The sequence below is a fragment of the Streptomyces sp. NPDC024555 genome (assembly GCF_055559335.1).
The window spans coordinates 45,602-70,138 of the sequence record NZ_JBVHKV010000011.1 but is presented as its reverse complement, the minus strand read 5'-3'; the positions used below and the strand labels follow the sequence as shown (position 1 = coordinate 70,138).

General features: G+C 73.6%; 16 protein-coding genes. 8 read left to right on the top strand and 8 right to left on the bottom strand.

What is annotated here, in order from left to right; genetic code table 11:
- Positions 1–48: 48 nt before the first annotated feature.
- The 3 genes from ACZ4FH_RS20140 to ACZ4FH_RS20130 are packed head-to-tail and all read right to left on the bottom strand — an operon-like array spanning position 49 to position 3,721.
- Positions 49–1,374, bottom strand: a complete 1,326-nt coding sequence (locus tag ACZ4FH_RS20140) for a M20/M25/M40 family metallo-hydrolase (RefSeq protein WP_467306291.1) — start codon at positions 1,372–1,374, stop codon at positions 49–51.
- Positions 1,371–2,768, bottom strand: a complete 1,398-nt coding sequence (locus tag ACZ4FH_RS20135) for a cytosine permease (protein WP_467306289.1) — start codon at positions 2,766–2,768, stop codon at positions 1,371–1,373. Before ACZ4FH_RS20135 ends, ACZ4FH_RS20140 begins: the two co-directional genes overlap by 4 nt.
- Positions 2,768–3,721, bottom strand: a complete 954-nt coding sequence (locus ACZ4FH_RS20130; protein WP_383632623.1) for a DUF1177 domain-containing protein — start codon at positions 3,719–3,721, stop codon at positions 2,768–2,770. Before ACZ4FH_RS20130 ends, ACZ4FH_RS20135 begins: the two co-directional genes overlap by 1 nt.
- Before the next feature lie 151 nt (positions 3,722–3,872).
- Here ACZ4FH_RS20130 and ACZ4FH_RS20125 point away from each other — a divergent pair, with 151 nt between their 5' ends.
- On the top strand, positions 3,873–4,700 hold the full coding sequence (locus ACZ4FH_RS20125) for an IclR family transcriptional regulator (protein WP_467306286.1): 828 nt from the start codon (positions 3,873–3,875) through the stop codon (positions 4,698–4,700).
- Positions 4,701–4,753: 53 nt separating this feature from the next.
- Positions 4,754–5,482, top strand: a complete 729-nt coding sequence (pepE, locus tag ACZ4FH_RS20120) for a dipeptidase PepE (protein WP_467306285.1) — start codon at positions 4,754–4,756, stop codon at positions 5,480–5,482.
- Here pepE and ACZ4FH_RS20115 read toward each other — a convergent pair.
- The gene (locus ACZ4FH_RS20115; protein ID WP_467306283.1) at positions 5,445–7,256 is read right to left on the bottom strand and encodes an MFS transporter; all 1,812 of its coding nucleotides are present in this window, start codon (positions 7,254–7,256) and stop codon (positions 5,445–5,447) included. The genes pepE and ACZ4FH_RS20115 overlap by 38 nt on opposite strands.
- A 271-nt stretch (positions 7,257–7,527) precedes the next feature.
- Here ACZ4FH_RS20115 and ACZ4FH_RS20110 point away from each other — a divergent pair, with 271 nt between their 5' ends.
- The 5 genes from ACZ4FH_RS20110 to ACZ4FH_RS20090 all read left to right on the top strand — a co-directional run bounded on the left by ACZ4FH_RS20110 (position 7,528) and on the right by ACZ4FH_RS20090 (position 19,926).
- Positions 7,528–9,723, top strand: a complete 2,196-nt coding sequence (locus tag ACZ4FH_RS20110; protein WP_467306281.1) for an acyl-CoA dehydrogenase — start codon at positions 7,528–7,530, stop codon at positions 9,721–9,723.
- Positions 9,724–9,734: 11 nt separating this feature from the next.
- Positions 9,735–10,931: a lipid-transfer protein gene (locus tag ACZ4FH_RS20105; protein WP_467306555.1), complete on the top strand. Its 1,197-nt coding sequence runs from the start codon at positions 9,735–9,737 to the stop codon at positions 10,929–10,931.
- A 131-nt stretch (positions 10,932–11,062) separates the two neighbouring features.
- Positions 11,063–12,484, top strand: coding sequence for an MFS transporter (locus ACZ4FH_RS20100; protein ID WP_467306280.1), 1,422 nt, complete (start codon positions 11,063–11,065; stop codon positions 12,482–12,484).
- Between the two features lie 130 nt (positions 12,485–12,614).
- Positions 12,615–15,674, top strand: a complete 3,060-nt coding sequence (locus ACZ4FH_RS20095; protein WP_467306278.1) for an ATP-binding protein — start codon at positions 12,615–12,617, stop codon at positions 15,672–15,674.
- A 406-nt stretch (positions 15,675–16,080) separates the two neighbouring features.
- A complete protein-coding gene (locus ACZ4FH_RS20090) occupies positions 16,081–19,926 on the top strand; it encodes a carboxypeptidase regulatory-like domain-containing protein (protein ID WP_467306277.1) in 3,846 nt (1,281 codons plus the stop codon).
- Positions 19,927–19,995: 69 nt separating this feature from the next.
- Here ACZ4FH_RS20090 and ACZ4FH_RS20085 read toward each other — a convergent pair whose 3' ends face one another.
- Positions 19,996–20,628 (bottom strand): response regulator, encoded by a 633-nt coding sequence (locus ACZ4FH_RS20085; protein WP_467306554.1) that lies wholly within the window; start codon positions 20,626–20,628, stop codon positions 19,996–19,998.
- A gap of 204 nt (positions 20,629–20,832) precedes the next feature.
- Here ACZ4FH_RS20085 and ACZ4FH_RS20080 point away from each other — a divergent pair, with 204 nt between their 5' ends.
- A complete protein-coding gene (locus tag ACZ4FH_RS20080; RefSeq protein WP_467306276.1) occupies positions 20,833–21,534 on the top strand; it encodes a hypothetical protein in 702 nt (233 codons plus the stop codon).
- Here ACZ4FH_RS20080 and ACZ4FH_RS20075 read toward each other — a convergent pair.
- Genes ACZ4FH_RS20075 through ACZ4FH_RS20065 form a run of 3 tightly spaced genes read right to left on the bottom strand, consistent with a single transcriptional unit; the run spans position 21,527 to position 24,398 of the window.
- Positions 21,527–22,720 (bottom strand): sensor histidine kinase, encoded by a 1,194-nt coding sequence (locus ACZ4FH_RS20075; protein ID WP_467306553.1) that lies wholly within the window; start codon positions 22,718–22,720, stop codon positions 21,527–21,529. The genes ACZ4FH_RS20080 and ACZ4FH_RS20075 overlap by 8 nt on opposite strands.
- Before the next feature lie 11 nt (positions 22,721–22,731).
- Entirely contained in the window at positions 22,732–23,454 is a 723-nt protein-coding gene (locus ACZ4FH_RS20070) for an ABC transporter permease (protein ID WP_383632596.1), read from the bottom strand.
- The gene (locus tag ACZ4FH_RS20065) at positions 23,454–24,398 is read right to left on the bottom strand and encodes an ABC transporter ATP-binding protein (protein ID WP_467306273.1); all 945 of its coding nucleotides are present in this window, start codon (positions 24,396–24,398) and stop codon (positions 23,454–23,456) included. Before ACZ4FH_RS20065 ends, ACZ4FH_RS20070 begins: the two co-directional genes overlap by 1 nt.
- Positions 24,399–24,537 lie beyond the last annotated feature (139 nt).

The window sequence follows — 24,537 nt, the reverse complement described above, 5'->3', positions numbered from 1 at the left end:
GGTGAGCCCGGGTCGGGGCGGGCCCCCGGCGGAGCGGAGACGGGTGTCTCAGCAGCTCTGCCAGAGTCGGGTCATGACGCGGACGCCGAAGCGCAGTCCCTCCAGCGGGACGCGCTCGTCCACGCCGTGGAAGAGCCGGCCGTAGTCCAGGTCGTGCGGCAGCTTCAGGCCCTTGAAGCCGAAGCAGCGGATGCCGAGGTGGGTGAAGGCCTTGGCGTCCGTGCCGCCCGGGTTGCAGTACGGCACCGGGTGGCCGTCCGGGTCCTCGGCGCGCACCGCCGCGCACATGGCGTCGACGAGCGGGCCGTCGAACGTGGTCTCCATCGCGATGTCGTGGTTGACCCACTTCCGGTCGACCGAGGGCAGCAGCAGCCGGTCGATGGTGTCGATCAGCTCCTGCTCGTGGCCGGGCAGGAAGCGGCCGTCGACGCGGGCGGTGGCCTTCCCGGGGATCACGTTGGTCTGGTAGCCGGCGCTGAACATGGTGGGGTTCGCGGAGTTGCGGAGCACCACCTGCATGAAGTCGGCGACCGGGCCGAGCTTGGCGAGGCTGCCCTCGATGTCGTCCTCGTCGAAGTCGACTCCGTAGAGCCGGGCGGCCTCCTCCAGCAGCGCGCGGACCGGCTCGATCAGCCGGATCGGGAAGGTCTCGCGGCCGATCCGGGTCAGCGACTCGGCGAGGTCGGTGACCGCGTTCTCGTCGTTGGGGGAGGAGCCGTGACCGGCCCGGCCGGTGGCGGTCAGCTCCATCCAGGCCATGCCGCGCTGGGCGTTCTCGATCGGGTAGAGGCGCCGGGTGTCGTCCAGGGCGAAGGAGAACCCGCCGCCCTCGCCGATCGCCTCGGTGACCCCGGCGAACAGCTCCGGGCGGTGCTCGACGAGCCAGTGGGCGCCGAACTTCCCGCCCGCCTCCTCGTCCGCGAGGAAGGCCAGGACCAGATCGCGCGAGGGCCGCGTACCGGTACGGGCCAGATGCCGCGCGGTGGCCAGCATCACGGCCACCGTGTCCTTCATGTCGATCGCGCCCCGGCCCCAGAGGTAGCCGTCGCGGATTTCGCCGGAGAACGGCGGTACCTGCCACTCGGAGGCGTCGGCCGGGACCACGTCGAGGTGGCCGTGGACCAGCAGGGCGCCGCGTTCCGGGTCGCGGCCGGCGATCCGGGCGATGACGCTGGCCCGGCCGGGGGCCGACTCGATCAGTTCGGAGGCGATGCCCACCTCGGCGAGGCGGCCCACCACCCACTCGGCGCTCGCGCGCTCGTCGCTCGTCGGATTGGAGGTGTCGAACCTGATCAGCTCGGCGCAGAGGTCGACGACCTCCGCCTGGGCCTCGTCGGAGGCCGGGACCAGGGCGGTGCCGGATGCGGTGCTCATGCTGCTCCCACGGGGGTGGTGGTGCGGGCGGCCGGGGCGGGGGCGGTGCCGTCCTGCTCGTCGGCGAGGACGGAGGTGCCGTAGGGCTTGATCCAGCCCAGCAGGCCCAGCACGCTGTACAGGACGAAGGCGGTGGCCAGCGAGTTCAGGGCGGGGATGCCGCCGTCGTAGAACTTGCCGACGCAGAACGCGGCGATCCAGATGGCGATCGACATCGGGACCCAGGTCGGGGAGTGCGCCGGAAGGGTCTCGGCCTCGCGGGTGTCGTCCAGCGGCTTGCGCATCCGCTTCACGACCCAGTACTCGGCCACGATGATCCCGCCGATCGGCGGGATGGCCACACCGAGGATGGTCAGGAACTCGGTGAAGTGGCCCATGATCCCGACGGCGGACAGGACGGTGCCGGCGATGCCCAGGACGATGGTGACCGCGCCGCGGTGGACGCGCTTGTTGAAGACGACCTGGAAGAAGTTGACGACGCCCAGCGAGGAGCCGTACAGGTTCCAGTCGTTGATCTTCGCGGTGGACATCAGGACGACGAGCACGCCGAAGGCGCCGGAGGTGGAGAGCACGATGTGCGAGACCTCGTTGCTCTTGACCAGATGGCCCAGGAGCACTCCGGTCAGGCCGACGATGTACTCGGAGAGGATCATCGACGAGGCGCTCTGCAGGAAGACGTGCGAGCCCTTGCGGTTGTAGCGGGTCATCTCGGGGGAGACGATCGCGCCCGTCATGTATCCGCCCGCGATGGCGGTGGCGGCGACGGCCAGCGGGATCGTGTCGCCCGGCGGCGGGGAGTGGACCAGGTCGCTGAAGGAGTGGTCGTTCAGGGTCCGGATCACGGAGAAGGCGACCATGGCGAAGAAGAGCGGGGTGACGATCTTCGCGAAGTTGGCCATGTACCGGAAGCCGAAGATCACCAGGGCGGTGATGGCGATGCCCGCGAGCACGCACCACATCCAGGACGGTCCGCCGACCAGCGCCGAGACGCTGTCGCCGAAGATCTTGTTCTGGACGCCGAACCAGCCGACCAGGCTGACCGCGATGACGAAGCTCACCAGAGCCGAGCCGTTGCGCCCGAAGCCGACCCAGCGGGTCAGCATCGGGGTCGCCAGACCTTCGCGCATCCCGGCCAGACCGATCGCGAAGATCACCACCTCCAGGATCACCGCGCCCAGCGTGAACGCGAGGAAGGCGTCGCCGAAGGTCATGCCGACGCCGATGGTGGCGCCCAGGGTGAACTGCGAGATCGAACCGGACTGGGCCAGCCACTGGAGCAGCATCGACCAGAATCCGAAGCGCTTGTCGCGCGGGACGCGCGAGAGCGCGTAGTCGTCGCTGCCGATGCTCTTGGTCGCGGGGACCGCGGCGTCGGCCTGCGGGGCGGCTGCCATCAGGACTCCTGGGGGGTACGGCCGAAGGTCTGCAGGTGAGCCAGCGACCCGTAGCGGTTGACGAGGTTGTCGAACTCCACCGCGTCGTGGAAGTCCAGGTGACCGCCGCCGAAGGCCTTGGCGACCTCGACGGCGTAGCGGGCGGCGGAGGCGATGTCGCCCTCGTGGCTCGCGCCGGTCCCGCAGCCCGGCACCGCGGCGGCCGAGGTGATGGCCAGACCGACGACCGGGGCGGCCGTCGCCGTGGCGGGCTGAAGGATCGAATTGATGTGGTGTGCCCCATTACCGTACGGGGTGATGTCCTGGGTGGTCACGGGATACGTGACCAGGGGCTCACCCGTCACCACGGCCAGCAGCTCGCCGAGGGCCTCGGAGACGCGGAGCACCCAGCCCTCCTTGACGGTGGGCGACAGGGCGAGGCCCTTGTGGTTGATGATGCGGTTGCCCTTGGTGGTGTCGATGGAGAGCACCGCCTCCATCTCGCCGGTCACCTCGTGCCGGTTCATGGTCGCGATGTCCACCGGCGAGCCCATGAACGGCACCGGGTCGTGCGGTTCGGTCGGGGCGTCCGGGCAGATGTGGGTGGCGACGATCACATCGCCGGGCAGGACGTCGCCCCGGCGGCGCATGTCGAGGAGCTTGGCCGCGGCGGCGAGCGCCGAGGCGGCGCCGTCGGCGTCGGAGACCATGCCGGTCACCTCGGGCCGGGCGCCGATGCCGCCGAGCCGGCCGACGACGCCGAGCGTCCGGGCGTCGCCACCGGCGGTACGGCCCCGGGAGCCCGGGATCCGGACCATCACGAAGTCCGTCGAACCGCGCTCACCGGCGACCGTGGTGACCGTCGCGGACGAGCCCTCGGCCCCCGCCACCGTGTCGAGGTACTCGACGACCGTCTTGCCATTGACCTGGGGGTCGTCGAGGAGATCGACGACATCCAGCACGTACTTCAACATGGGGGCCTTTCTCGCGCATCCGTCGCACCCGTCCGGCGCCCGGCAGGGAGAGGGGAGCCGGACGGGGTGCCAGGAGCAGATTCGGGATCCGATAGCGTTGAACGCAACCGTTTCCCGTTATTTGCAATTCAGGTCTGAATGGTGAGATGACATGGCGGACTTTGATCTGGACCGGCGGACGCCCCCCGGCGCCCTCCAGACCGTCGACCGGGCGCTCCTCGTCCTGCTCGCGTTCGAGCGCTCCCGGCCCGACTGGGGCGTCACCGAGGTCGCCGAGGAGTTCGGCTGGGACACCTCGGTGGCCCAGCGGCTGCTCGCCACCCTCGCCGGACGCGGCTTCCTGGTCTCCGACCCGGTCACCCGCCGCTACCGCATCGGCCCCGCCGTGCTCCGCCTGGGCCGGCTCTGGGAGCGCTCGGGATCGCTGGAGCTGCTGGCCGGACCGGTCCTGGAGGAGCTGCGCCGGGTGACCGGCGACACCGTGCTGTTCTGCCTCCCGGACAGCTTCCACATGCGGTGCGTCGCGGCGGAGGAGGGCGAGACCGGGCCGCTGCGCTACTACCCCCTGGTCGGCGAGCTCTATCCGGCGCACGCCGGGGCGACCAGCAAGTCCTTCTACGCCTATCTGCCCGACGAGCAGCGCCACCGGCTCTTCCGGGGCCGCCCGATGGCCCGCTTCACCGACCGGACCGTCACCGACCCGGACCTGCTGGAGCAGGAGTTCCTGAGGATCCGCGCCCAGGGGTACGCCTGGACCGTCGGCGAGTACGACACCGGCGTCGCGACCGTCGCCGTGCCGGTCTTCCTGGGCCGCGAGCCCTACGGAAGCCTCAGCCTGGGCGGCGACAGGGAACGGTTCCAGGGGGCGCCGGAGAACCGGCTGGACGCCCTGCGGCAGGCCGCCGAACTCCTGGAGCGGCGCCTGACCCATCCGCCGCAGCGCCCCAAGTCCCGCCCCCGCCGCCCCCGTACGGCCTGACTCCGCCCCCGTACCGACCGCACCGCCCGCCCGCGCGAACCGACGAGGACCCCATGAATCTGCTGCTGCTCTCCAACTCCACCCAGTACGGCCGCGGTTATCTGGAACACGCCCTGGACACCGTGACCGCCTTCCTGCCCTCCGGCGGCCGGCTCGCCTTCGTGCCGTACGCGCTCGCCGACCACGACGGGTACACCGCACGCGTCCGCGCGGCCCTGGAACCGGCCGGGATCAGCGTGCGCGGCGTCCACGAGGGCGCCGACCCGGTCGACGGACTCGCCGCCTGCGACGCGGTGTTCATCGGCGGCGGCAACTCCTTCCGGCTGCTGAGCGCGCTGTACCGCACCGGACTGCGCGAGGCCGTCACCGACGCGGTGCGCGGCGGACTGCCGTACATGGGCGCCAGCGCCGGGACGAACATGGCGGCGCCCACCCTGCGCACCACCAACGACATGCCGATCGTGTGCCCGCCCTCCTTCGAGACGCTCGGCCTCGTCCCGTTCCAGATCAACCCGCACTACCTCGACCCGGACCCGGCCAGCACCCACAAGGGCGAGACCCGCGAGGAGCGGCTGACCGAGTTCCTGGAGGAGAACGACGTGCCCGTGCTCGGGCTGCGCGAGGGCGGCTGGCTGCGCGTGGAGGGCGGCCGGGCCCGCGTCCTGGGCGCCCGCCCCGCCCGGCTGCTCGCCCGCGGCGCCGAGCCGCGCGAACTGCCGTCCGGGACGGACGTCTCTCAACTCCTCACGACCGTGCCGCGGTTCGACGCTCCGGTGCGCTGAGCGTCAGCACCAGATCGGTCTCGGCCGGGCCGCCGTCCGCCGGATACGCGGCGGGCCGGGCCCGGGGGGCGTAGCCGGCGGCCGAACCGGCCAGCACGAAGCTGCCGCTGCCCGGGGCGGCCAGCGCGTAGCGGCCCTCCGCGTCCGTGGTGGTGAGCCCGGCCTGCCGGCCGTGCCGGTCGATCAGGGTCACGTTGGCCCCGGCGACCGGGGTGCCGTCCGCCTCCCGGACCCGGCCGCGGAAGGCGGGCGGGCCGTCGAACGGGTGCGGCACGGCGGGCAGCGGCTCGCCGGCCTCCCGGGCGGCGGCGTCGGCCGCGCTGCTCGCCAGCAGGACCGGCGCGGTGGACGGGCGCTGCGAGGGCAGGAACGAGGCCAGCACCAGACCCACCACCACCGCACCCGTCGCGATCATGAACGAGGTCCGGAACCCCTCCATGGTGGGCACGGTCACCGGGCCCATTCGCACCGAGGTGTGCGCCAGGACCATGCCGATCACGGCGCTGGAGACCGAGGTGCCGATCGACCGCATCAGCGTGTTCAGCCCGTTGGCCGCGCCGGTCTCCGAGGCGTCGACCGCTCCGATGATCAGGGCGGGCAGCGAGGAGTACGCGAGGCCGATCCCGGCGCCGAGCAGGACCGCGATCACCACGGTCTGCCAGGCGGCGCTCATCAGCCCGAGCCCCGCCCCGTACCCGGCGGCGATGACCAGCAGGCCGAGCATCAGCGAGACCTTGGGGCCCCGGCGGGCCGAGATCCGGGCGTACAGCGGGGCGACGAACATCATCGTCAGGCCCAGCGGGGCCACGCAGAGCCCGGCCACGACCATCGACTGGCCGAGGCCGTACCCGGTGGAGGTGGGCAGCTGGAGCAGTTGCGGCAGCACGAGCGAGACGGCGTAGAAGGCGACGCCGACCATGATCGAGGCCAGGTTGGTGAGCAGCACCTCGCGGCGGGCGGTGGTCCGCAGGTCCACGAGCGGGGTGGGGCTGCGCAGTTCGAACACCCCCCACAGGACCAGCACCGCGACCGAGGCGGCGAGCAGTCCGAGCGTGGTGGCGGAGGTCCAGCCCCAGTCGCTCCCCTTGGTGACGGGCAGCAGCAGGAGGACCAGGCCGAGCGAGAGGCCGAGCGCGCCGACGAGGTCGAAGCGGCCGGGGGCGCGGAGCGAGGTCTCCGGCACGGCCGCCACGGTCAGGGCCATGGCCAGCACCCCGAGGCCGGCCGAGCCGAGGAACAGGGCGTGCCAGTCGGTGTGCTGGGCGACCAGCGCGGCGGCGGGCAGCGCGAGTCCGCCGCCCACGCCGATCGACGAACTCATCAGGGCCATCGCCGAACCGAGCTTCTCGCGGGGCAGCTCGTCGCGCATGATGCCGATGCCCAGCGGGATGGCGCCCATGGCGAAGCCCTGGAGCGCGCGGCCGGTGATCATGATCACGAGGTTGTCGGTGAACGCGCATATCAGCGAGCCGACGACCATCACGGCGAGACTGGCGAGCAGCATCCGCCGCTTGCCGTAGAGGTCTCCGAGCCGTCCCATGATCGGGGTGGCGACGGCCCCGGCGAGCAGGGTCGCGGTCATCACCCAGGTGGCGTTGGCCGGATCGGTGTGCAGAAGAGCGGGCAGATCCTTGATGACGGGGACGAGCAGGGTCTGCATCACCGCGACGGTGATGCCCGCGAAGGCGAGAACGGGGACGATCCCCCGGCCCGTCCCCGAGGGCCGCGGATCAGGAAGCTCCGCGGCGGGCTGATCGTGCGTCGTCTGTGGCATGCGTGCGGCCTCCCGGCAGCGTACGGAGGAGTGGTGGAGGGGAGGGCACGGCAGCCCGGTCACGGCGGCGGACCCCCCTCGGCCACCAAGTGCGTGCACGGTGAAACCTTCCGTACGTCCCCGGTATTCCGGTGAACGGGACCGGAACCGGACACATCGCGGGACCGCCCTTCCGGTACGGACGTGATTGGGGTGTCATCTGACCTTCCGTCAGATTGGAACGTGTTCTACTCTTGCGCCGTTCCAGTGGCTGCGACCGGCGAGGATCCGCATGGGCATCGGAATCACCGAAGAACACCGGGCACTCGCACACTCCGTGCGGGGATGGCTGACACGCGCCGTCCCGCCCGCCGAGATCCGCAAACTCCTCGACGCGGACGCCCCCGCCGCCCCCGGCGCACGCCCCGCCCACTGGGACGCGCTCGCCGAACAGGGCCTCCTCGGCATCCACCTCCCCGAGGACGCGGGCGGAAGCGGCGGCGACCTCCTCGATCTCGCCGTCGTCCTGGAAGAGGCCGGACGCGCCGCCCTTCCCGGCCCCTTCCTGGCGAACGCCCTCGCCTCCGCCGTCCTCCACGCCTGCGGCGCCGGGGACCCGGTCCGCGAGCTGGCGTCCGGCACCCGCACCGGAGCCGTCGCCCTCGGACCCGTCACCCTCGAAGCCTCGGAACAGCCGGACGGCTACCGCCTGGACGGCGTGCTCCCCCCGGTCCTCTCCGGCGCCGAGGCCGGCCTGCTGATCCTCCCGGCGGCCACGACGACCGGCGTCCGCTGGTTCGCCGTCGACACCGACAGCCCCGGACTGCACGTGCGCCCGCACCGGGGCGCCGACCCGACCCGGCCCACCGCCGAGGTCCGCGCCGACGGCGTCACCGTCCCCGCGCACCGGCTGCTCGACGCCGATCCGGACCTCGTCCGCGACCTCGCCGCCGTCCTGTTCGCCGCCGAGGCCTGCGGCACCGCCTCCCGCTGCCTGGACACGGCCACCGCACACGCCAAGGTCCGCGAACAGTTCGGCCGCCCCATCGGCCGGTTCCAGGCCGTCAAACACCTCTGCGCCGACATGCTCGTACGCCTCGAACAGGCCCGCGCCCTCACCTGGGACGCCGCCCGCGCGGCCGCCGGGGAGTCCTCCGCGACCCCGGGGGACCACGGCCCCCGGGGGCTCGGTACCGCGCTCGCCGCCGCGACCGCCCTGGACGCCGCGTACGGCTGCGCCAAGGACACCATCCAGATCCTCGGCGGCATCGGCTTCACCTGGGAGCACGACGCCCATCTGTATCTGCGCCGCGCCCTGGTCGCCCGCCAGCTGCTCGGCCCCGGCGATGCCCACCGGCAGCGGGCCGTCCGGCTGGCCGCGGGCGGCGCCCGCCGCGAACTCGTCCTGGAACTGCCCGCGGAGGCCGACGCCCACCGCGCCGCCGCCCGCGAGGCCGTCGCCGCCGTCCGCGGCCTCGACCCGAGGGCCGCCCGCCGCGCCCTCGCCCCCACCGGCTACGCCGCCCCGCATCTGCCCGCCCCCTACGGACTGGACGCCGGCCCCGTCCACCAGCTCGTCGTCCAGCGGGAACTGCGCGACCAGGGCGTCCGGCTCAGCGACCTCTCCATCGCCACCTGGGTCGTGCCCTCCCTCATCGCCCACGGAACCGCCGCCCAGCAGGAGCGCTACCTCCTGCCGACCCTGCGCGGCGACCTCCAGTGGTGCCAGCTCTTCTCCGAACCCGGCGCGGGATCCGACCTCGCCTCGCTGCGCACGAAGGCCGAACGCACCCCCGAGGGCTGGCGGATCAACGGCCAGAAGGTGTGGACGAGCTCCGCCCGAGGCGCCGACCACGGCATCCTGCTGGCCCGGACCGATCCGGACGCCCCCAAGCACCAGGGCCTCGGCTACTTCGTCGTCGACATGAAGCACACCGAGGGCATCGACATCCGCCCCCTCAAGGAGATCACCGGCGACTCCCTCTTCAACGAGGTGTACTTCGACGACGTCCTGCTGCCCCCGGACGCCCTCGTCGGCGAGGCGGGCGGCGGCTGGAAGGTCGCCCGCCACACCCTGGGCAACGAACGCGTCCACATGGCCGACCAGATGGCCTTCGACACCGGCCTGGAGGCGCTGATCGCCCGCGCCGACGGCCTCGACGCCGCCTGCCGCACCCGGATCGGCGCCCTCGCCGCCGAGGCGCACGCCCTGGCCTGCATCACCCTGCGCACCACCCTCCAGCAGGTCTCCGGCCTGGAACCGGGCGCGGGCGCCTCCGTACGCAAACTCGTCCAGACCGTCCACCAGCAGAAGGTCGCCGAACTCGCCCTCGAACTCCTCGGCCCGGACGGGGCGGTGAACGAGGGGCCGGGGGAGCGGGCGGTGCACGGCTTCCTGATGTCCCGCTGCCTGACCATCGCCGGCGGCACCACCCAGGTGCAGCTCAACGTCGTCGCCGAACGCATCCTCGGCCTGCCGAGGGACTGAGAGGACACATGATGAAGGCCTACATCGTCGGCGTCGGGATGACGAGGTTCGAGAAGCCCGAGACCCGCGACTGGCAGTACTGGGACATGGTCGAGGAGGCCGGCACCGCCGCGCTCGCCGACGCCTCCCTCACGTACCGGGACATCGAGCAGGCCGTCGTCGGCTACTGCTTCCAGCCCTCCACCGCCGGACAGCGGGCCGTCTACACGCTCGGCCTCACCGGCATCCCCGTCTACAACGTCAACAACAACTGCGCCACCGGCTCCACCGCGCTGATGACGGCCCGCCAGTTCGTCCAGGGCGGCGCCGCCGACTGCGTCCTGGCCACCGGCTTCGAGAAGATGGCGCGCGGCTCGCTCGGCGGCGGCGGGGCCGACGGCGGGGCGGCCGACTTCAAGACCTCGCCGGTGGCCCGGCACTACGGGATCATGGCCGCCGCCCACGGCTTCGAGATGACCCCGCCCACCGCGCAGATCTTCGGCAACGCGGCCCGCGAGCACATGGCGAAATACGGCACCACCGAGGCCCAGCTCGCCGCCGTCGCCGCCAAGAACCACCGCCACTCCGCCGGCAACCCGTACGCCCAGTTCCAGGACCCGTACACGGTCGAGGAGGTCCTGGCCGCCAAACCCGTCCACCGCCCCCTCACCCGGCTCCAGTGCTCCCCGACCTCCGACGGGGCGGCGGCCGCCGTCGTCGTCTCCGAACGCTTCGTCGAGGAGCGCGGCCTCGGGGAGCGGGCCGTGGAGATCGCCGCCCAGGCCATGACCACCGACACCGAGGACACCTTCGCCTCCGGCACCTGCATCGACGCGGTCGGACTCCCCGTGTCGCGGGAGGCCGCCCGCCGGGTGTACGAGGCCGCCGGGATCTCGGCCGACGACCTGGACGTCATCGAACTCCACGACTGCTTCTCCATCAACGAACTCCTCACCTACGAGGCGCTGGGCCTGTGCGGCGAGGGCGAGTCCGGGGCCCTCGTCGAGTCCGGTGCCACCACCCACGGCGGCCGCTGGGTGGTCAACCCGTCCGGCGGGCTGATCTCCAAGGGGCACCCGCTCGGCGCCACCGGGATCGCCCAGGCCGCCGAACTCACCTGGCAGCTCCGCGGCGAGGCCGGCGCCCGCCAGGTCCCGGGCGCGCGCACCGCCCTCGCCCACAACATCGGACTCGGCGGCGCCGCCGTGGTGACCCTGCTGCGCCGCTGACGCCCGCGCCCCGGGCCCGTGGAACGGGGCCCGCGCCCGGGGCCGGGACCCCGGTCGTAGGCCCCGGGACCGAGGACGCCACGGTCCGGAAACCGATGTACGGGGTACGGGGCGGCTGCGAGTATGACGCCATGGTTGACGTCTCGACGCCCACACGCCGTACCACCCGGACCCGCGCCCGCACCTGGGCGGTCGTCCTCGCCGCCTGCACCGGACAGTTCCTCGTCGTCCTCGACGTGTCCGTCGTCAATGTCGCCCTGCCGTCCATGCGCACCGACCTGGGGCTCAGCGCCGCCGGTCTGCAATGGGTGCTCAACGCCTACTCGATCGCCTTCGCCGGCTTCATGCTCCTCGGCGGACGTGCCGCCGACCTCTACGGCCGCAAGCGGATGTTCCTCGTCGGCCTCGGCCTGTTCACCGCCGCCTCGCTCGCCGGCGGACTCGCCCAGGAGGGCTGGCAGCTCCTGGCCGCACGCGCCGGACAGGGGCTCGGCGCCGCCGTCCTCGCCCCGGCCACCCTGACCCTGCTCACCGCCGCCGTCCCCGAGGGCCCCGCCCGCGCCCGTGCCATCGGCACCTGGATGGCCGTCGGCGCGGGCGGCGGCGCGGCCGGCGGACTCATCGGCGGGGTGCTCACCGACACCCTCTCCTGGCGGTGGGTCCTGCTCATCAACGTGCCCATCGGGGTCCTCGTGCTGATCGGCGCCGCCCTCGTCCTCGCCGAGGGCCGGGCCGCGGAGCGCAGCCGCGTCGACCTGCTCGGCGCGGTGCTCGTCACGGCGGGCCTGGCCCTGGTCGCCTACGGCATCGTCCAGACCGAGGAATCCGGCTGGACCGCGCCGGCCACCCTGCTGCCGCTGCTCGGCGGGGCCGCCCTGCTCGCCCTGTTCGTCCTCGTCGAGGCCCGCACCGCCCGCCCGCTGATGCCCCTGCGGGTCCTGGGCGCCCGCGCCGTGGCCTCGGCGAACACCGCGATGCTCATCATCGGCTCCGCCACCTTCTCCATGTGGTACTTCATGACGGTGTACGCGCAGAACGTCCTCGGGTACTCTGCGCTCGACGCCGGACTCGCCCTGATGCCGACCTCGGTGGCCATCGTCGTCTTCTCCAAGATCGCGCCCCGGCTCATGGCGTTCACCGGCGCGAAGAACCTCGCCCTGATCGGCACGGCCGTCGCCGCGGCGGGCTTCGGCTGGCAGTCCACGATGACCGCCGACGGCTCCTACCTCACCTCCATCTGCCTGCCCGGCATCCTCATGATGGCCGGTACGGGCCTGGCGGCCACCCCGCTCGCCGCCCTCGCCACCTCCGGCGCCGCCCCCGGCGAGGCGGGCCTGGTCTCCGGCCTCGTCAACACCTCCCGCACCATGGGCGGCGCCCTCGGCCTCGCCGTCCTCTCCACCGTCGCCGCCGCCCGCACCGCCGGCTCCACCACCCCGGCCGGCCTCACCGCCGGCTACGCGATCGCCTTCCGCACGGCCGGCTGCGTCCTGGTCGGCGGACTGCTGCTGATGGCGTTCTGGCTGCCGCGACGGGCGGCGGCGAAGTCCTGACGGCACAGCCGTGCCACCTCCCCGGCCTCGCGGAAGGATCACTTCCGAAGATCGGGTGACCCCCTGGTGAAGTGGGCCCCCGGCAGGCGAGGATGGCCGCGCGGGGACGGCGAGGGGAGTGGCACGGCGGATGCACGGCGAGCGGAACACGGCGGCACACCAGGTCGTTCACGCCCCTCAGGGACCCCCTCCGGGCACCGCGGCCCCCCGCCCCGAGGCCGTTCCCGATCACCGGCCGCGGCCCCGGCCGCCCCGCTTCACCGGCCGCGACGCCGAACTCCGCGATCTCGTCGACGCCCTGGCCCCCGGCGGCCCCGCGGCGCTCGTCGTGGTCGAGGGCGAGGCCGGGATCGGCAAGAGCCGACTGGTGCGGGAGGCGCTGCGGCTGTGCGGCGAGCGCCGGGCAGCGGAGACGGGCGACGGCGGCCCTGGCGGCCCTGACGGCCTCGGCGACTCCGACGGCACGCTGACCGCCGTCTGTCCGCCGTTCCGGGACGCGCTCACCTTCGGGCCGGTCATCGACGCGGTCCGGGACGCCCGGCCCGAAGGGCCCGCCGGGCTCGGTCTCTCGCCGCTCGCCGGTGTCCTGCGCCCGCTGCTCCCGGAATGGGCCGACGACCTCCAGCCGGTGCCCGAACCCCTGCCGGACCCGGGCGCCGCACGCCACCGGCTGCTGCGCGCCCTGGCCGAACTCCTGGACCGGCTGGCGATACGCGTACTGGTCGTCGAGGACGTCCACTGGGCCGACGACGCGACGCTCGACTTCCTCCTCTTCCTCACCACCCGCCCCACCCGCACCGTCAGCCTGGTCCTCACCTACCGCCCCGAGGACCTGCCGCCCGGATCCCTGCTGCCCCGGCTGACCTCCCGCCCGGCGGCCGGTGGACGCCACGTACGCCTCGCGCTGCGCCCGCTCGGCGTCGCGGACACCGCCGGACTCGTCTCGTCGATGCTCGACGACGACCATGTCTCCGACGCCTTCTCCACCTTCCTGCACGCCCGCACCGACGGAATCCCTCTCGCCCTGGAGGAGTCCGTCCATCTGCTGCGCGACCGCGCGGACCTGGTGCGCCGGGAGGACGAGTGGGTCCGCCACGCCCTCGCGGACATCGCCGTCCCGCCGACCATCCGCGACGCCGTCGCCGAACGCGTCGCCCGGCTCGACCCGGACGCCCGCACCGTCCTGGAGGCCGCCGCCGTCCTCGGCGAACCCGCCCCCGAGGACGTGCTGTTCGCGGTGGCCGGACTGACCGCGGACCGGGCCCGCCCCGCCGCCGACGCCGCCGTCCGGGGCGGACTGCTCACCGAGGGCGCGTACGGGCGGCTCGCCTTCCGGCACGCCCTGTCCGCCCAGGCCGTCCACGACGGACTCACCGCCCGCGACCGCGCCCGGCTGCACGCCCGCGCCGGCCGCGCCCTGGAGGAGGGCGCCCGCCCCTCGCCGGCCCGCCTCGCCCACCACTTCCGGGGCGCCGGAGACCTCGCCCCCTGGCTCCGCCACGGCGAACGGGCCGCCGACCTGGCCCTCGCCGCCGGCGACCAGCGCACCGCCGTCGCCTTCGTCCACGATCTGCTGACCATCCCCGGCCTGCCCGCCCGCGACATCGTCCGGCTGGTCCGCAAGGTCCCGCTGCACACCTACGGCGGATTCCGCAACCGGGACGAGATGCTGCGCACCCTGCGCGACTGCCTCACCGACGACGGCCTCTCCCCGAGGGAGCGCGCCGACGTCCATATGCAGCTCGGCCGGATCATCCACGCCGCCGGGGAACTGCGCCCCTCCCAGGACCAGTTCGAACAGGCCATCCGCGGCCTCGCCGACGACCCCCTGGAAGCCGCGCGGGCCATGATCCTGCTCGGCGTGCCCACCGACTCCCCACTGCCCGTCGCCGCCCATCTGCGCTGGCTCGACCGCGCCGCGGAGCTGATGGAGCGCGAAGTCCCCCGGGAACGACGGCTGTTCTACCGGGTCAGCTGGTCCAACGCCCTGCTGCAACTCGGCGAGGAGACCGGCTGGCAGCCCGTCGACGGCTTCCTCCGCGACGAGAGCGAGGTGGCGCCCGGCGACATCCTCCACCTCAACCGCGGCCTGCTCAACTCCGGTGCCGGCGCCATGTACTGGGGCCGCCACGCCAAGGCCCGCCGGCTCCTCGACCGCGCCCTCGACCAGGCCGACCGCCACGGCATCCAGGGCCAGCACATGATGATCGCGGCCAACGTCGTCCATCTGGACTGGTTCTGCGGCCACTGGGAGAACTACCCCGAGCGGGTCCGGGCCCTCGCCGAGTCCGAGGACGATCCGCGCTTCCTCGCCGAGAAGCAGCTCCTGCTCGGCCTGCACGACCTCGCGGCGGGCGACCGCCGGACCGCGGAGGAACGGCTCGCCGCCGCGCTCGACGAGGGCCTGCGCGGCGGCGACCTGCTGCTCCAGGCCGAACCCGCCGGGGCCCTCGGCCGCCTCCGTCTCGCCGACGGCGACGCCGGCCGGGCCCTGGCCGCCACCGAGCAGGTCACCGGCACCCTGACCGCCAAGGGCCTGTGGGTGCTCGGCGCCGAACTCCTGCCCGCCCGCGTCGAGGCGCTCCTCGCGGCCGGCCGGACCGAGGAGGCCGGGCGGCTCACCGACGCGTTCGCCCGGGGCACGGCCGGCCGCGCCATCCCCGCCGCGGCCGCCGCCGCGCTCGTCTGCCGGGCCCTCGTCACCGGGGCCGACGGCCCCGCGGACCGGGCCGCCGACGCCTGGGCGGCCGCCGCCGATGCCTGGCGCGCCCTGCCCCGCCCGTACGAGGCCCTGCTCGCCGCCGAACGCGAGGCCGTCCACCGGATCGCGGCCGGTCCGCCCGACGCGGGCCTCGCACGCCTCCACGAGGTGCGGCGCGGGCTGGACGCGCTCGGCGCGCGCGGCGACGCCGACCGGGTCGCGGCGGCCCTGCGCGAGCACGGCGAGGCCGCCCGCGTCGTCTGGCGCGGCGGCCGGCGCGGCTACGGCGACCGCCTCTCGCCCCGCGAGACCGAGGTCGTCCGGCTGCTCCTCGACGGGCTGACCAACCGGGAGATCGCCGCCGCGCTCTCCCGTTCGCCCAAGACCGTCGCCGCCCAGCTCAAGTCGGCGATGCGCAAGCACGGTGTGACGACCCGCACCGCCCTCGCGGTGAGCGTGGCGACGACGGAGCGGGCCCCGGCCGAGTAGCGGCACGCCCGGCGCCGGGCCGCGACGCGCTGCGGGCGGGTGGTTTCCCGCGCCGCGCCCGCAGCGCTCGATCCCTCGGACAGGCGCGCTTCTGGGGTCTCAATTCGTCCCCGCCCCACGTTCTTTGAGGCATCCGCCCAATCGCAACCGGGCCCGCCCCCGCCCGAGACTGCGGGAGTCACCCGCCCGTCCCGCGACCGCGCGACCGTACGAGAGCACCCCCTTCCCATGAGCAGCCAGGCTCCCGAGCCGACCCACGAGCCCCCGGCCGACCCCCCGATCCCCCCGTCCGGCGAACCCGTCCCGGACGGGGCACCGCGTCCCACCGCGCCCCCGCGGCCGGACGCGGACGGCTACGAACCCCTCTGAAGACCGGCCCATCCGGCCCTTCCCCGAAAGGCTCCCCGTGAGTCCGAGACCCGATCACCGCCCGCCCCGCGGACGGCGCATACGCGCGGCCCTCACCTACGCCGCCGCGGCCGCTTTCGCCGTCGGCCTGCTGTCGGCGTCGCCCGCGGCCCTCGCGGCGACGGACGGCCCGTCCACCGGCGCGACGGCGCCCGCCGACCCCACCGTCCGGCCGTACACCCCCACCGACTGCAACAGCCCGGCGCAGAAGACCGGGTACGCCCGCTGCCTCTCGCTGGTGAACACCCGCACGGACCAGAACATCCGGGCCAGGTCCGCGGCCTCCGGCCCGCCGGCCACCTCGCTGGGCCCGAAGGAGATCCAGGCCGCCTACAAGCTGCCCGACGGCGGTGAGGGCCGGACCGTCGCCATCGTCGACGCCTTCGGCAACTCCCGCGCCGAGGAGGACCTGGCGGTCTTCCGCGCCCACCACGGACTGCCCGCCTGCACCACGGCCAACGGCTGCTTCCGCAAGGTCGACCAGCGCGGCGGCACCGACTACCCGGCCGACGACGCGGGCTGGGCCACCGAGACCTCGCTCGACCTGGACGCCGTGTCGGCGGCCTGCCCCAACTGCAGGATCCTGCTGGTGCAGGGCGACGACAACTCCCTCGAAAGCCTCGGCACGGCCGTCGAGACGGCCGTCCGGCTCGGCGCCAAGTTCATATCGAACTCCTACGGCGTCGACGGCGAGGGAGCCGACCAGACGCTCTACGACCACTACTACGACCACCCGGGCGTCGTCATCACCGTCTCCTCGGGCGACACCGGCCATGTGCAGAGCTGGCCGTCCACCAACCCGAACGTGGTCTCCGTCGGCGGCACCCGGCTGAGCGCCGCGCCCGGCACCGAGCGCGGCTGGACCGAGACGGCCTGGGCCAGCGCCGGCTCCGGCTGCTCGCGCTACGAGGCCACCCCCGCCTACCAGGAGGGCGTCGAGACCGGCTGCGACACCCGGTCCACGTCCGACATCTCCGCCGACGCGGACCCGGCCTCCGGACTCGGCGTCTACGACACCGTCGGCAACGACGGCTGGCTCCAGGTCGGCGGCACCAGCCTCTCCGCCCCGCTCGTCGCGGCCATGTACGCGCTGGCCGGCGACCCCGCACCGCAGACCTACCCGGTGACCTACCCGTACGCCTACACCGGCGACAGCGGTCTCAACGACGTCACCCAGGGCGCCAACGACACCTGCGGCGACATCACCTGCACCGCCGGTCCCGGCTACGACGGCCCGACCGGACTCGGCACCCCCAACGGCGTGTCCGCCCTGACCTTCGGCGACGGCGGCACCCTCACCGGCCGGATCACCGGCGGGGCCGACGGCGCCCCGCTGGCCGGAGCCGTGGTCCGCGCCGCCGACGAGACGAGCGGCCGCAGCTTCCGTACGACGACCGGCGCCGACGGCCGCTACACCCTGGCCGCCCGCACCGGCACCTACCGGATCACCGCCTCCCTGTTCGGCTACGCCGACGCCACCGGGACGGCCACCGAGGTCGGCAAGGGCACCAGCACCACCGTCGATCTGAGCCTCACCAAGACCGCCACCACCAAGGTCAGCGGCACCGTCAAGGACGGCGCCGAGCAGGGCTGGCCGCTCGCGAGCCGGATCACCGTCGACGGCTACCCCGGCGGCGCCGTGTACACCGACCCGGAGACCGGCGCCTACTCCGTCGACCTCCCGCGCGGCGCCACGTACCAGCTGCACGCCACCCCGCTCAGCCCCGGCTACCACACCACCGATCTCACCGTCGAGGTCGGCGGCTCCGACGTGACCCGGAACGTCACCTCGGTGCCGGACCGGACGGCCTGCGTCGCCCCCGGCTACGGCAACGCCGCCGCGGCCGACTTCGACGGCTGGACCGGCCCGAAGAACGGCTGGACCGTCAGCGGCGCCGCCCCGGGCTGGCAGTTCGACGCCCCGATGGGCCTCGACAACATGACCGGCGGCAGCGGCAACTTCGCCACCGCCAACAACCTCGCCCACGACCTCGCGGCCGAGGACACCGTCCTCACCTCACCGGTCGTCGACCTGCGCGGTCACGAGGCACAGCTCGACTTCGACTCGATGTTCGCCGGTGCCGAGGGCGCCGCGTCCGGAACCGTCGACCTCTCCACCGACGGCGGCACCACCTGGAACACCGTGTGGACCGCCGTCAACGACCCGCTGGAGATGCACGCGGGCCACGAGACCGTGAAGCTCCCGCAGGCCGAGGGCAGGTCCAAGGTCCGCATCCGCTTCCACTTCACCAGCACCGCCGGCCAACTCGGCGTCTGGCAGACCGACGGCGTCCGGCTCGGCGGATGCAGCGCGCTCACCGGCGCCCTGCTCACCGGCACCGTCACCGACGGCAACACCCGGAAGCCCGTCAACGGCGCCACCATCACCGACCCGGCCGCCCCGTACACCGCCGGACACAGCGCGGCGACCGAGGGCAACACCGCCGACAAGGGCGGCCGTTACTGGCTCTTCGCCCCCGGCACCGGCAAGCACACCCTCACGGTCTCGGCCCCGCGCTACGCCACCGGCACCCACACGGTGAAGGCCGCCCCGGGCCGGATCACCCGGGCCGACCTCCGCCTGGAGGCCGGGCACGTGGTCGCGAAGCCCTCGCTCTCCTTCGACGCCGCCCTCGGCCGCAAGCGGACGAAGACCGTCACCCTCACCAACACCGGCAGGGCGCCGGTCACGGTGGACCTCGGCGAGCAGAGCACCACGGCCAAGCCGGCGAAGTCCGCGGACGGCGCCGCCTGGTCCCGCCTGCCGGACTACCCCGAGCCCATCATGATGAACGCCGTCAGCACCTACGCCGGCAAGGTCTACTCGGTGGGCGGCTTCAACCACGCCATCGGCGCGACGCTGACGACGCACGGCTACGTCTACGAGCCGGCCGCCGGCGCGTGGCGGCGCATCGCCGACCTGCCCGAGCCGGTCGCCGCGGCCTCCTCCGCCTTCGTGAACGGCACGCTGTACGTGGCCGGCGGCCAGAGCGACGACGCCGCCTCCCGTACCACCGTGTACGCCTACCACCCCGCGACGGACACCTGGACCCGCGCGGCCGCCCTTCCGCAGGCCGTCAAGGTGGCGGGCACGGCTGTCCTCGACGGGAAGCTGTACGTCGTCTCCGGATGCGTGGACGACTGCACCAAGCCCACCAGGGCCGTCTACCGGTACACGCCGTCGGCCGACCGCTGGACCAGGGTCGCCGACCACCCGACGGCGCTCACCAGCACGGTGTGCGCGGGCGTGGCCGGTGAGGTGATCTGCGCCGGAGGCCAGGACCGCACCCGCGACCAGAGCCTGACGCCGGCGGCGTACGCCTACCGCCCGTCGACCGACTCCTGGCGTCGCATCGCCGATATGCCGGACGGCATGGCCGGTGCCGCCGGGACCGGGGCGAACGGCCGGATGCAGGTCGTCGGCGGCTACAGCGACGACACGCCCTTCGCCTCCGACGCCGTCTACGAGTACGACCCGGTTACCGGGGCCTGGTCCTCGCTGCCGGACTCCCCGTACCCCGTCTACCAGGGCGGTGTCGGCTGCGGCCTCTACGAGATCGGCGGCGGCCAGTCCGTCCGTTCGTACCTCGTCGGAGGCGTCCGCGCCTCCTACCTGCCGGGCTACGACCAGTGCGGCGACGACGACGTCTCCTGGCTCTCCGCGAAGCGCACGCACCTCACGCTGAGGCCCGGACAGTCGGCCACCGTGCCCGTCACCGCCGACGCCGGCGCGGTCCCCGCCGCCGGCACGTACACCGCCGATCTCACCCTCGGCACGGACTCGCCCTACACCGGGCAGGCCGTGGCGGTCACCCTGAAGGCGGCCGAACGCCGCCACCACTGACCGCTCGTCCCAGGGGCCCGCGCGGACGCGAACCGTCCGCGCGGGCCCTCCCGCGTCCCCGGGCCCGGCTCAGAGCCAGCCCTGCTGCCGGGCCGCCCGGACCGCCTCCATCCGGTTGCGGGTCCCGGTCTTCCCGATCGCCGACGACAGATAGTTCCGGACCGTCGACTCCGACAGGCTCAGCTTCCGCGCGATATCGGCGACCGTCGCCCCGTCCACCGACGCCACCAGCGCGTCCCGCTCCCGGGCCGTCAGCGGACTCGGCCCCGCGCTCAGCGCGGCGGCGGCCAGCGCCGGATCCACCACCGTCTCCCCGGCCAGCACCTTCCGGATCGCCGCCGCCAGATCCTCCACGGGCCCGTCCTTCACCAGGAACCCCGCCGCCCCCGCCTCCATCGCCCGCCGCAGATACCCGGGCCGGCCGAACGTCGTGAGGATCAGCACCCGGCAGTCCGGCACCTCCTCCCGCAGATCCGCCGCCGCGTCCAGCCCGCTGCGCCCCGGCAGTTCGATGTCCAGCAGCGCCACGTCGGGCCGCGACTCCAGCGCCGCCGGCACGATCGCGTCCCCCGCCCCGACCTGGGCCACCACCTCGATGTCCGGTTCGAGTCCGAGCAGCAGCGCGAGCGCCCCGCGCATCATTCCCTGGTCCTCGGCGAGGAGCACCCGTACGGACTTGGACGGCCGGTGGTCCTGCGGCATCTCGTTCACGGGAACAGGGTAGGGCCGAGGGCCCGTTGGGACCCGTCACGCACCTCCGCGCGGATATTCGACACGGTTCGACGGAACCGATCCGCTGCGACAGAACCTGGACATTCACGCGATCGTTCCAGGACAGGGGCGCCCCTACTGTCGAGGTGTCAGCGGGAGAACACACCGCACCCGACACACTCTCCGGAGACCCTCATGCGCTCGCTCGCCCCTGCCCGTTCCGCCCGTTCCGCTCGTTCCTCCCGCCTCCTGCTGACGGCCACCGCGGTCGCCGCCCTCGCCCTCACCGCGACGGCCTGCGGACCGGAGGACACCGCGGGCGCCGACGGAACCACGGCGTCCCCCACCGCCGCCACAGGGGGAGGCGGGAAGCCCTCGGGGGACACCGCGGGAGCCCCCTCGCCCTCCGGTACCCCGGACGCGGGGTCCGGAGGCGACCAGGACGGCTCCGGCTCCGGCTCGGGCGGCGGCGGCGACAAGAGCGGCTACGGCCAGTCCTGCGGCACCAACGACCTGGACCTCACCGTCACGTGGGAGGCCCGGCCGATCAGCCACTACATCGTCACGGCCAAGGCGAAGTCCGGCATCACCTGCTACCTCGACGTCAACACGCCCAGCGTCTCCTTCGGCTCCAAGCCCGAAGGCGTCGCCTCCCCGGTCGGTCAGGGCGGCGAGGACCCGATCAAGCTCGGCGGCTCCGCCGTCGCCTACACGGGCATCTCCCCGAAGACCACCCCCGGCGACGCGGGCATCCAGTTCGACCACGTCGTCGTCGCCGTCCGCGAGGACGACCCGGACCCGGCCGACGTCGAACTCCCCGACACCGCCACCGTCGAGAAGCCGATCGTGACCAACTGGTCCACCCGGAAGGACGAGGTCGTCCCGCGCATCATCTGACCCGGTCCGCCTCCGTATCCGTCTCCGTATCCGCCCCCGCGTCCGCCGGGAGCTCCGCCCTGACCGTGAAGCCGCCCGAGGGGGCGGGGCCGGCCGTCAGGGAGCCGCCGGCCGTGGCGAGGCGTTCGGTGAGGCCCTTGAGGCCGGTGCCGCCGATGCCGGGGGAGGGCGGGGCGGCGGGGGTGGTGCCGTCGTCGGTGACGGTGAGGTGGACGCGGTCGGCGGTGCCGTCGACGACGAAGGAGCAGGTGGTGGCGGAGGAGTGGCGGACGACGTTGGTGACGGCCTCGCGGACCACCCAGCCGAGGAGGGCCTCGGTCTGCGGGGCGAGCGGCGGGCCCGAGCGGCGGACCGACGGGGTGATGCCGGCGGCGGTCAACGCGGAGCGGGCGCGGTCCAGTTCGGTGGCGAGGCTGCCCTCGCGGTAGCCGGTGACGGCCTCCCGGATCTCGGTGAGCGCCTGCCGGCCCACGGACTCGATGTCGGCGACCTGGAGGAGGGCGGCGTCCATGTCGCGGGGGGCCAGACGACGGGCCGCCTCCGACTTCACGACGATGACGGAGAGCGTGTGGCCCAGGAGGTCGTGGAGGTCCCGGGAGAAGCGCAGCCGCTCCTTCTCGACGGCGGTGCGGGCCAGTTCCTCACGGGTGGAGGCCAGTTCCCGCACGGTCTCCGACAGGGTGAGGATCGCCGCCGTCACCGCGCCCGAGATGAACGTGCCGTACGCCAGGGTCCAGGGGGTCGCCGCCCCGTCCTCGCGCCACACCGCGATCAGGCAGACCGACACGGCGAGGGCGAAGAGCACGGCGGCGAGCCAGCGCTTGCGCAGGATCGTCCCGCAGGCCAGGGAGAGCAGTGGGAAGAAGAGCAGCCAGCTTCCGCCGTAGCCGATCGCCAGCCCGAAGGTGATCACGGCCATCGTCCCCAGCAGGACGTACGAGACGGTGCTCTCGCGCTTCTCCCGGGTGAACCCCCGGGCCACCAGGGAGATGTAGAGGCTGTTGAAGGCGAGCAGCCCCAGCCCGCCGATCCACGGGTTGGGGGTCTTGCCCTGGAAGAGGTTGGAGAAGGACCCCAGGCCCATCAGCAGCCAGGGGAGCAGGGCGTACGGCCCGGGGCCGGGGCCGCGCCGCTCCTTCCGCAGCCGGCGCCGTTCCCGGAACCCTTCTGTGCCGTACCCCAGCATGTCCACTCCCGTCACACGGTCCTCGCGGACCGACGGTACGAGATCACGGCGTACCCGCCGAACAGCGCCAGCCAGAAGAGGAGGACGCCGACGGTCGCGAGGCCGGGGGCGTGTCCGTCGGTGATCGCCCAGCCCAGGTCCGCGAAGCGGTTGGCCGGGGTGAGGGTGCCGAAGGAGCGGATCCAGCCGGGCATGACCTCCATGGGGAACCAGAGGCCGCCGATGATCGCGAAGCCCATCAGACAGGCGATGTTGACCACTCCGGTGCCCTGCGGGGTCAGCCGGTAGCCGTTGCCCAGGCCGAGCATGGTGAAGGGCAGCGCGCCGATCCAGAGCAGCAGGACCAGCGCGGCCCACTGCCAGGCGGCCATCCGTACGCCGTTGACCAGCCCGCCGGCCAGCAGCACGGTCAGGATCGTCGGCAGCACGGTCACCGAGCCGCTGATCGCCCGGCCCACCACCGCGTGCGTGGGGGCGAGCGGGGTGACCCTCAACTGCTGGAGCCAGCCGAGGGACTTGTCGGAGGCGACACCCGTGCCGATGGACATCGCGGAGCCCAGGGCACCGTAGGCGGCCATGCCGACCATCGAGGCGGTCTTCCAGCCGTCGACGTCGCCGCCCCCGCCGATATTGGTGAAGATCAGGTACATCATCACGGGCATGCCCGTGCCGAAGATCAGGAACGAGGCGTCCCGGAGGGTGCGCCGGACCTCGAGCATCACGTACTGGTACATCAGACGGCTTCCTTCGTGAGGCGGGAGGCGCCGGCGCCCGGCGCGGTGAGGGAGAGGAAGGCGGCCTCCAGCGAGGCCTGGGCGACCTGGAGGTTGCGGACGGCGTTCAGCCGGGCCAGTTCCATGACGGTGGCGTCGGAGTCCTCGGTGTGCAGGACGGCCCGGTCACCGGTGATCTCGACGGTCACCACGCCGGGCAGCAGCTCCAGGCCCTCGGACGGCCGGCCCGCCAGATCGAAGGAGACCTGGCTGTGGCCGGCCTCCGCCTTGATGGCCTCGCCGCTGCCGTCGGCCACGATCCGGCCGTGGTCGACGACGACGATCCGGTCGGCGTTCTCGTCGGCCTCCTCCAGGTAGTGCGTGGAGAAGAGGACCGTGTTGCCGCGCCGGGCGTAGCCCCGCATCGACTCCCAGAAGGTGTGCCGGGCCTCCACGTCCAGGGCGGCGGTCGGCTCGTCCAGCACGATCAGCTCGGGGTTCCCGGCCAGCGCGACGGCGAACCGGACCCGCTGGAGCTGGCCGCCGGACAGCTTGTCGATCCGCCGGTCCGCGTACGGGGCGACCCCCGCCAGGTCCAGCGCCTCGGCGACCGGCATCGGCCTCGGATACGTGGAGGCGACGAACGTGATCAGCTCCTGGACGGTCACCCGGGGGATCGGCTGCCCCTCCTGGAGCATCGCGCCCACCAGGCCCGCCCGCACCGCCTGTTCGGGGGTGCGGCCCAGCACCCGCACGCTGCCGGAGTCCGGCTCGTTGAGCCCGAGGAGCAGGCTGATCGCGGTGGACTTGCCGGCCCCGTTGCGGCCGAGCAGGGCGACGGTCTCGCCCCGGCCGACGGTGAGCCCGATCCCGTCCACGGCGCGCACGGTCCGCTCCGCCCGGCCGAAGGTCTTCACTGCCCCGGTGAACACCACCGCGGCCTCGTTCCCCGTTGTCTTCGTCATGGCTACGACGCTACGGAGTCCGCGGCGCACGGGGCAGAGGCGCTTGTACGGACTCCGCGATGACAAATGTCACCGGCGGGGCGTGGACGGATCGCCCGGCCCCGCGGAGCGATGCCCGAATACGCCGTTGATCCAAGCG